7 protein-coding genes and 7 tRNA genes are annotated in these 8,818 nt (G+C 33.0%); all 14 read right to left on the bottom strand.

From position 1 onward, the window contains the following. Positions 1–4: 4 nt before the first annotated feature. The 14 genes from ACMOUI_RS09120 to ACMOUI_RS09055 all read right to left on the bottom strand — a co-directional run bounded on the left by ACMOUI_RS09120 (position 5) and on the right by ACMOUI_RS09055 (position 8,771). Positions 5–81: transfer RNA gene (locus ACMOUI_RS09120), tRNA-Asp, on the bottom strand. Positions 82–86: 5 nt separating this feature from the next. After that, a tRNA-Val gene (locus ACMOUI_RS09115) sits at positions 87–162 on the bottom strand. A gap of 18 nt (positions 163–180) precedes the next feature. After that, positions 181–256 (bottom strand) — tRNA-Phe (locus tag ACMOUI_RS09110). A gap of 32 nt (positions 257–288) precedes the next feature. Next, a tRNA-Ser gene (locus ACMOUI_RS09105) sits at positions 289–372 on the bottom strand. Between the two features lie 7 nt (positions 373–379). After that, positions 380–454, bottom strand: a tRNA-Glu gene (locus ACMOUI_RS09100). A 6-nt stretch (positions 455–460) separates the two neighbouring features. Next, positions 461–536: transfer RNA gene (locus ACMOUI_RS09095), tRNA-Lys, on the bottom strand. A gap of 9 nt (positions 537–545) precedes the next feature. After that, positions 546–621: transfer RNA gene (locus ACMOUI_RS09090), tRNA-Gly, on the bottom strand. A gap of 53 nt (positions 622–674) precedes the next feature. Beyond that, complete coding sequence (locus ACMOUI_RS09085) at positions 675–2,183, bottom strand: glycoside hydrolase family 10 protein (RefSeq protein ID WP_418965388.1); 1,509 nt, start codon at positions 2,181–2,183, stop codon at positions 675–677. 10 nt (positions 2,184–2,193) lie between these two features. Continuing rightward, entirely contained in the window at positions 2,194–2,688 is a 495-nt protein-coding gene (locus ACMOUI_RS09080; protein ID WP_418965387.1) for a hypothetical protein, read from the bottom strand. 63 nt (positions 2,689–2,751) lie between these two features. Continuing rightward, positions 2,752–3,777 carry a class II fructose-bisphosphatase gene (glpX, locus tag ACMOUI_RS09075; protein ID WP_418965386.1) on the bottom strand — a complete coding sequence of 342 codons (1,026 nt, stop codon included), beginning with the start codon at positions 3,775–3,777 and terminating at the stop codon, positions 2,752–2,754. Between the two features lie 8 nt (positions 3,778–3,785). Next, the gene (locus tag ACMOUI_RS09070; RefSeq protein ID WP_418965385.1) at positions 3,786–4,055 is read right to left on the bottom strand and encodes a septum formation initiator family protein; all 270 of its coding nucleotides are present in this window, start codon (positions 4,053–4,055) and stop codon (positions 3,786–3,788) included. Continuing rightward, positions 4,055–4,558, bottom strand: a complete 504-nt coding sequence (gene def / locus ACMOUI_RS09065; protein WP_418965384.1) for a peptide deformylase — start codon at positions 4,556–4,558, stop codon at positions 4,055–4,057. Before def ends, ACMOUI_RS09070 begins: the two co-directional genes overlap by 1 nt. Before the next feature lie 40 nt (positions 4,559–4,598). After that, positions 4,599–6,881, bottom strand: coding sequence for a replication restart helicase PriA (gene priA, locus ACMOUI_RS09060; RefSeq protein WP_418965383.1), 2,283 nt, complete (start codon positions 6,879–6,881; stop codon positions 4,599–4,601). 9 nt (positions 6,882–6,890) lie between these two features. Next, the gene (locus tag ACMOUI_RS09055; protein ID WP_418965382.1) at positions 6,891–8,771 is read right to left on the bottom strand and encodes a penicillin-binding protein; all 1,881 of its coding nucleotides are present in this window, start codon (positions 8,769–8,771) and stop codon (positions 6,891–6,893) included. Between the last annotated feature and the right edge of the window lie 47 nt (positions 8,772–8,818).

Genomic DNA, 8,818 nt, shown 5'->3' with positions numbered 1-8,818 from the left:
TTAATGGCGGGAGTGACGAGGGTCGAACTCGCGACCTCATGCGTGACAGGCATGCGCTCTAACCAACTGAGCTACACCCCCATTAATGGTGGAAACAACTGGACTTGAACCAGTGACCCCCTGCTTGTAAGGCAGGTGCTCTCCCAACTGAGCTATGCTTCCAAGTTATAGATTTTTTAGTGGTGCCCAGAGGCGGAATCGAACCACCGACACGGGGATTTTCAGTCCCCTGCTCTACCGACTGAGCTATCTGGGCATCTTTTTGTTACCTGCTATAGGTACCTTATATGGCGGAAGGTCAGAGACTCGAACTCTGAAGTCTTGCGACGCCGGTTTTCAAGACCGGTTCCTTACCAGTTAGGATAACCTTCCATATTAATGGTACCCCGTAGGGGAATCGAACCCCTGTTTATAGAGTGAAAATCTATTGTCCTTACCACTGAACGAACGGGGCAGGTTATGGTGCGTCATACTGGGCTCGAACCAGTGACAACACGATTAAAAGTCGTGTGCTCTACCATCTGAGCTAATGACGCATCTTTGTATGGAGCGGGAGACGAGGGTCGAACTCGCGACATTCAGCTTGGAAGGCTGACGCTCTACCAACTGAGCTACTCCCGCATCACTTACAAAGATATAGTACCACAATTTATAAACTTTGTCAACAAACTTTTTTATTTTTTTATAATTATTTTTTCTTTTACCGTTCCCTCATTGTGTACCTTGTCTACTGGAGCTATTTTATAGTAGTATGTCCTACCTTTTTCTACATTTTTATCCAGATATTTTAACCCATATTTTCTTTTTATTGTTGTTAAGAGGTACTGCGGATCAGTTCCTTTAAAATCTTTATCTGTACTTCTATATATAGCATAGTAATCTGTATAGTTTTCCACTGGGTCTTTCCAAGTTAAAAGTATCCCATCCTTTGTAGTTTTTCCAACTAAATTAGTTATAGGTTTAGGAGCTACAACATCTATCCAAGGAGTTTGTGGTGGTAATATCTGTGTTTCATAAACTTTTTCTTTTAAATTCGTTTTAATATTCAAACTATTTTTTTGAATCTTATCAAACCCAAAAAATACACTTCCATCAACTTTTTTAGACTCTCTATTATAGTTTATCTGTTTAATTAACTCATTCTCATTTTTCCATGCTTTAGTTGTTCCCAATTTATATGCTGCATGCCCTATGTAAAGATGAACGTTACTATTTTTCACCTCATTTATCCACCAATCTACCAACACATCATATTGAGCAACCTTTAGATTAAAGTCCCAGTATATTTGAGGAACTATATAATCTATCCACTCATTTTGTATCCATGTTCTAGTATCTGCATAAAGAGTGTCATAGTTTTCAGCTCCAGCTCTTGTTGCTGAACCAGTTGAATCTTTATCATTATTTCGCCAAACTCCAAAAGGACTTATTCCAAACTTAACAAATGGTTTTGCCTTTTTTATCTTCTTTGATAGATCCCTTACAAAAATATCTGTATTTTTTCTTCTCCAGTCCTCTACGCTCATACCTTTTCCATATAGCTTATAAGTTCTAGTATCTCCAAATGGAACCACTTTTTTATTTCTATCTAAAACTGGATATGGATAGAAATAGTCATCCATATGAACACCATCTATATCATAGTTTTTCACCACATCTACAATTACATCCTCTGTGAATTTTCTGGCCTCTGGATTTCCTGGATCATAGTAATATTTACCTCCATACTCTATAACCCAACTAGGATTTTTTTTGGCTATATGATTTGAAGGTATAGGTTCCCCATTTTTTAAAGTGATTCTATATGGATTAAACCAAGCATGAAACTCTAAATTTCTCCTATGAGCTTCCTCTATAAAAAATGCCAATGGATCATACCCAGGATCTTTACCGCTCTCTCCTGTTATATACTTAGACCACGGCTCTTTATTTACTTTTTTATAAAATCTATCAGCTGTAGGTCTTACCTGCATTATAATAGCATTCATATTTAAGCTTTTAATCTCATCCAGTATCTCTATATACTCCTGTTTTTGTTCCTCAATTGACAACCCCTGTTTTGAAGGCCAATTTATATTGTCAACGGTTGCTATCCAAACCCCTCTAAACTCTCTATTATTTTTACTAAATATTGCAGAAAAACTCATTAAAAATACTAAAAATAAAAAAGTTAATTTTTTCATAAAATCGCTCCTAGCCCTTTATTATTGAAAACTTCTCTTTTAACTCATCTTTTAATGCACAGATAAAATCAATTTTTTTCCCCATAATTAAAGGTATAATAATCTCTCTTTTATCTTTTGTTACAATTCTTACTATCACTTGTAATCTACTTGCTTTACCTACAACAGCCTCTTTTAAAGTACAACTATCAATCTCATCAAAAGATAGATTCAATCCCTGCCCCACTATCTTTTTATTTTCACAATCTAAAACTATTTTATACATAAGAATATTTTTCAGATGTTTAAATCCTAAAAATAGTAATAGAGCAGCTATCGCTATATACGGTATACTAAAATTTTTTGTATATCCTATATACCCTTGAAGCAATCCTATCAAAATCAATGGCACCCCTGTTCCTAACCACATAATCATCTTTTTACTCTCAAGTCCATATTTTCTTACTGGCTTATACTCTATTTTTGTTTTTTCAATTTTTTTTATAAAATCATCATAAAAAAACATTTTTCCTCCTTATTAAAGAAGAAAAGTAGAGAGTAATCTCTACTTTTCTATTCAATTATTATATTATTTTACTAATTCCATTATATCGTCAGGTTTATAATCTAAGTTATGAACAGCGTTTATATATCTAACTGTCTTACTTTTTCCTCTTATAACTAAAGTTTGAGTTCTGGCAATATTTCCTTTTCTCTTCACTCCCTCTAAAAGGTCTCCACTTGTTATTCCAGTTGCTGAGAAAATAACTTCATCATCTTTTACAAGATCATCCATTTTTAAAACGTCTCCCACTCTAAGACCCATCTCTTCACATCTAGCTTTTTCATATGCCGATATCTTATCATTTTCAAGTGAAACACCTTTCACTTCACTTCTTAACTTTAATCTAGCTTGCATATCTCCACCTAAAGCTTTTATTACCGCTGCCGATATAACACCTTCAGGTGCTCCTCCTATACCATAAAGTACATCTACATCAGAATCTACAACAGATGTTAAGATAGAACCTGCAACGTCTCCATCTGGTAATGCATAAACTTTAACATTTAAGTCCTGTAAATCTTTTATTATAGTTTTATGTCTTGGCTTATCTAAAATTACCACTGTTAATTCGTTTAATGGCTTCTTTAAAGCTTTACATATATTGTCAATATTTTCCATCAAAGGCTTTGATAGGTCAATAACTCCCTTAGCTTCAGGTCCAACTATTAGTTTTTCCATATACATATCAGGTGCTTTTAAAAAACTTCCCTTATTTCCAACTGCTAGAACTGCTATTGCGTTAGCTTGCCCTTGAGCTGTCATTCTTGTTCCTTCAACAGGATCTACAGCTATATCCACTTGAGAATATCTATCTTTATCTGGAGAATCTAAACCTACTTTCTCTCCAATGTATAACATTGGAGCTTCGTCTATCTCTCCCTCTCCGATTACAATTTCCCCTTGAATTTTTATCCCATTTAGCACAGTTCTCATAGCGTCTACTGCCGCTTGATCTGCTGCCTCCTTATCTCCTCTACCTACCCATTTGTAAGCTGCTAAGGCTGCTGCTTCTGTAACTCTAGCAAACTCTAAAGCTAACTCTCTTTTCATTTTTCCTCCTACTTTGTTTCAATTAATCTATAAATTTTTTCTCCTGGTAAAACCATTTGGAGTTGATTCCTAGCTACCTTTTCTCTGTAAAAGGGATTATTTATATTCTCAATCATCTCATCATATCTAACAATTAAGCCTTCAATCTCTTTTTTTTGTTTAATTTTCATCTCTTGCTCTATTTTTAATTTATCGATTTTAACAAATGATCTAAATATATTCTGTCCTAAAAATGCAAAATGTATTACTAATGGGATTATCCAAAGTAAATTTTTCATTAGTTTTTACCTGCCTCTTTTTTTAAAAGCTGTAATTTTTTAGAAACCATTCTTTTGGCAACTGGCGATATTTTATCAACAAATAAAACCGCATCTAAATGGTCATATTCATGTTGAAAAGCTCTTCCTAAAAGCTCTGTCCCCTCTTCAATAACCTCTTCGCCCTTTTCATTCAAGTATTTTATTTTTACAGTTACAGATCTTTTTACTGGCTTATAGATTCCAGGTACACTTAAACACCCCTCATCTATATTTTCAACTATATCCGATAACTCTATTAACTCTGGATTTATAACTTTTCTTACAACTCCATCTCCCACATCTATTACAAACATTCTCTTGCTTATTCCCACCTGAGGTGCAGCAAGTCCAACTCCATTTGCTTCATGCATTGTTTCTACCATATTATCTAAAATTTCAAGTATCTCTGGTGTTATTTCAGCCACAGGCTCAGCCACAGTTCTTAAAGATTCATTTCCATATATTTTTATATCATATACCATGTTTTTCCTCCAATTCTCTTTTTACCTAAGATATATTATATCATATTAGATTAATAGGGTCTATATCTACAATAACCCTATATTTTTTATTCTCTATTTTTTTTAGTTTTTCCTCTAATAACTTTTTATAACTATTTATATTTTCTCTGCTACCCTTTATAAAGATATTGCATCTATATCTTCCCTTCACTTTATATACCAATGACCTCATAGGCCCATAAAGTTCTACATTTTCACTCTCAATCTCTTTAAAAACCTCATGACAATACTCCTCCAATCCGTTCTCTTCCTGAGATGATATACCTATATTTATGATTTTTGAAAAGGGTGGATAAAAAAGTATCTCTCTTTTCTCAATCTCTTTTTCATAAAAGTTTACAAAACTATTCTCCTGAATCTTTTCAATTATATAGTTCTCTGGTTGGTAAGTTTGAATTATAACTTTTCCTTTTTTCTCCCCTCTTCCAGCTCTACCTGCCACTTGAGTTATCATTTGATAAGTTCTTTCACCTGATCTAAAATCTGGAATACTCATTATTGTATCCGCATTTATAACTCCGACTAAAGTTACATTTGGGAAGTGTAGTCCTCTTGATATCATTTGCGTTCCTATCATAATATCATACTTTCCGCTTAAAAAATCATTATACATATTCTCATAAAAATTCTTCTCTTTAGAAACATCTCCATCAACTCTTATTATATTAACAGGAAATCTCTTTCTAAGCTCTTCCTCTACTCTCTCTACACCTCTACCACTGAAAGCTATATTTTTACTCCCACATTTTGAACAATGGCCTAAAAATCTTTTAGATATACCACAATAATTACACTTTAAACTATTGCTACTCGCATAGTAGTTCAATTTTATGGAACAATGTTCACACTCCTCCATATGTCCACAATCTTGGCACTGAACCAATGTAGAATAGCCCTTTCGATTCAACAGAAGTATTATCTGCTCTTTTCTTAAAAGAGCTCCCCTAATCTCCTCTAAAAGTTTTTCACTGAAAAAGGTATCTTTCTCCTCTTTCATATCTACTATCTCAATTTCTGGCAATTTTGCATCCCTGTATCTATGTTCTATTTCAAAGAGTTGGAATATACCCTTTTTCCCATAGTAATAGCTTTCTATAGATGGAGTTGCCGAACCTAATACCACCTTTGCATTTTCTAGTTCGGCTTTTTTTATTGCCACATACTTTGCATTATATCTAGGTGTAGAATCCTGTTTATAACTATTTTCATGCTCTTCATCCACTATTATATACTCTAAATTTTTTACAGGAGCAAAAATAGCTGACCTAACTCCCAGTACAACTTTTTTCTCTCCAGTGTATATGCTATACCACTCCTTAGCTCTATCGGCGCTTGATAATCTACTGTGTAGTATTGCAACTCTCTCTCCAAACTCCCTTTTAAAACGTTTTACCATCTGAGGAGTCAAAGATATTTCAGGAACTAAAAATATCGATCCCTTACCTCTCTCTAAGGCTCTTTTTATAAGATGGATATATATCTCTGTTTTTCCAGAACCTGTAACTCCTCTTATTAGAAAGTGTTTTTTCATGGATACTTCAATTCCATTTTTTATCTTTTCCTGCTCCTCATTTAATCTAGTATCCTCTACAACTCCATCCTTCTCAAATTCTATTTTAAAATTTTCCTCATTAAAGCTTTTAATCTTTCTTTCAAAAATTAAAGTTCCATTTTTTAGATGTTTTTCTATGCTTTTTTTATCAAACTTTTTCTCTAAAGTTGACTTCCCTATCTCTTTTCTACCTTTAAAATAGTTTTTTAACCCCTCATCCTCTATCTCGATGTTTTTCTCCAAAGTATACCAGCCATCTACAACTTTTAAAATACCACTTTCAGTATAACTCTTTATCTTTTCTTTGGAAAACCTATCGACTAAAGGTTTTTTTCTAACTCTATATTTTTCGGAAAAATACTCTAAAATCTCATCTTTTATTAAAATATTATCCAAATCTTCAACTCTGTATATATCTTCATACTTTATTTTTACTCCAGCTGGCACCGCTGTTGAAAAGACCTGATCAAAAGGACTCATATAGTAATCCTTTATCCATAGAAGTAGGTCTATAAACTTCTGGGAAAAACTTACCTCTTCATATAAAACTTTTTTAATATTCAATACTTTAAAACTATACTCTTTATCTCTTTCCTCTTGAATAATTAATCCCACTCTATCTCTATTTCTAAAGGATACTAAAACTCTATCTCCCACTTTTATATTCTCATCATCACTGGCATAAGTATAGAAATCGTTTGTCTTTTCTATATAGACGCTATAATATCTCATTACTTTCTCCTAGTTTAATTTTATTTTTATTTTTTTTATATCAGTTAAATCCTTTTGAGGTTCTAAACTCTGGCTCTCTACCACTCCAGTTCCACTCAATTCAATCTCTATGTCGCTCCCTTTAAATATCTCTATTACCTCTCTAGCGCTCAATCCCTTTAAATCTGGCATCACAACTAGCTCCTCATTATTTTCAACACTTCTAAGACTTTTTTTACCTTGAACCCTTATGTTTTCAATCTTTTGAGAGTATATATTCTTTAATTTTGTAACTCTTTTTACAACTTCACCTAAAACTGGTGCTGCTGCTGTACCTCCATACTTATCATATAAAACATCCCCTTGAGGCTTAAAAAACATCGCTAAAAGTATATACTGAGGTTTATCCACTGGGAAAAATCCCATAACTGAAGATAGGTACTCATGCTTTACATATCTTCCATGCTCACTATATTGGGCAGTTCCTGTTTTTCCTCCAACTCTATAGTCATCCACATGAGCTTTTTTTACTGTCCCCTCTAAAACTGCTAACTCCATCATCGCTCTCATCTCTTTAGAAACCTCTTCACTCAGAACCTTTCTACTTTGAATAGGCAAATTTCTTCTGATAACTAATCCATCCTTATCTGTAATCTTTTCAACTATATATGGTTGATACATAATCCCACCATTAATTACTGCTGAAAAAGCAGTTATCATCTGAATTGGAGTTACTGCAATTCCCTGTCCAAAACTCATTGTACTTTTCTTTAATCCATTCCATCTTTTTACAGGTTCTCTTCTTGGCTTTTTTTCATATGGATAATCAACACCCGTTTTGTCATATAGACCAAATTTTTCTAAATATCCATCGAACTCCTCATTTGTAAATTTATCACCAATTAATACCATTCCAACGTTACTTGATCTTTTTAATATCTCCTCTGTTGTTAAAATACCTTTCACACTTCTGCTACTCTCTTTTATTGTATGCTTATATCTTTTTATTGTTCCATCGCCGATATCAAAATTTGTACCTCTTCTTATCTTTTTATCCTGCATAGCTGCTGCTATTACCAGTGGTTTAAAAATAGACCCCGGTTCTACTTGTGATTGAAATATTGGATTGGCCACATTTTTCTTATTTTTTCTAAAAAATGAGGTCGCTAACACTTTTCCATTATTGGGATCCATCATAACTGCATATGCTTCTTCAGCATCTGTTTTCTTAAACTGTTTTTCCATCTCATCATTTAATATATATTGTAGATCATTATCTATTGTTAAGTGTATATCCATTCCATCTAGATTGACCTTTGTCCTCGCTCCAGAGGTTGGTAACCCTATTCCAAGACTTCTTATACTTGGAATTATTTTTGACGTTTTATCCCCTTTTAGATACTTTTCATAGAAGAGTTCTATTCCAAATACTCCCTCTTTTTCAGTTCCCTTTTTAAATCCAATATTCCCTACTAGGAAGAAATATTGTTCTGGTTTATAGTATCTTCTTTCCTTTCTTCCACTTAAAAATATAATATTTTTTCCTTTTATCCTGTATTTTTCTAATATATCTTCAATCTCTTTTTTCTCAACATCATCTATATTTCTATTTAATCTTTTATATACTCTTTCCTCTTTTCCAAGCTTATTTATTGTGTTTAAAAGGGGTTTATAGTTGTCTCTAATATATTTTTTATTCACTAGCTCTTTCAATGCTGCCGGTGCAATATCTGATTTTATAAATCTCTTTGGGTCTACCGATAGCTCATACATATTTATACTATAGGCAAGTCCCTTACCTTTTGAATCATATATATTTCCCCTTTCTCCTCCCTCTTTTCTTTCTACATTAATCTGCTTATTTATAGCTTCTTTATAGTTATTTGAATCAAATAATTGTATTTGAATCATTCTAAAAATTAACACAAAAAAACAAAATAGAATTATATCTGATACTA

This window comes from Cetobacterium sp. (assembly GCF_048470075.1).
GTDB lineage: Bacteria > Fusobacteriota > Fusobacteriia > Fusobacteriales > Fusobacteriaceae > Cetobacterium_A.
The sequence above is the reverse complement of the archived record's forward strand: the minus strand, read 5'-3'. Positions and strand labels throughout refer to the sequence as shown.

Excerpts from the sequence above, each read along its gene's own strand:
- ACMOUI_RS09080 (WP_418965387.1), bottom strand. The coding sequence starts at position 2,688 with ATGTTTTTTTATGATGATTTTATAAAAAAAATTGAAAAAACAAAAATA.
- def (WP_418965384.1), bottom strand. The coding sequence starts at position 4,558 with ATGGTATATGATATAAAAATATATGGAAATGAATCTTTAAGAACTGTG.
- ACMOUI_RS09055 (WP_418965382.1), bottom strand. The coding sequence starts at position 8,771 with ATGATTCAAATACAATTATTTGATTCAAATAACTATAAAGAAGCTATA.
- glpX (WP_418965386.1), bottom strand. The coding sequence starts at position 3,777 with ATGAAAAGAGAGTTAGCTTTAGAGTTTGCTAGAGTTACAGAAGCAGCA.
- priA (WP_418965383.1), bottom strand. The coding sequence starts at position 6,881 with ATGAGATATTATAGCGTCTATATAGAAAAGACAAACGATTTCTATACT.
- ACMOUI_RS09085 (WP_418965388.1), bottom strand. The coding sequence starts at position 2,183 with ATGAAAAAATTAACTTTTTTATTTTTAGTATTTTTAATGAGTTTTTCT.
- ACMOUI_RS09070 (WP_418965385.1), bottom strand. The coding sequence starts at position 4,055 with ATGAAAAATTTACTTTGGATAATCCCATTAGTAATACATTTTGCATTT.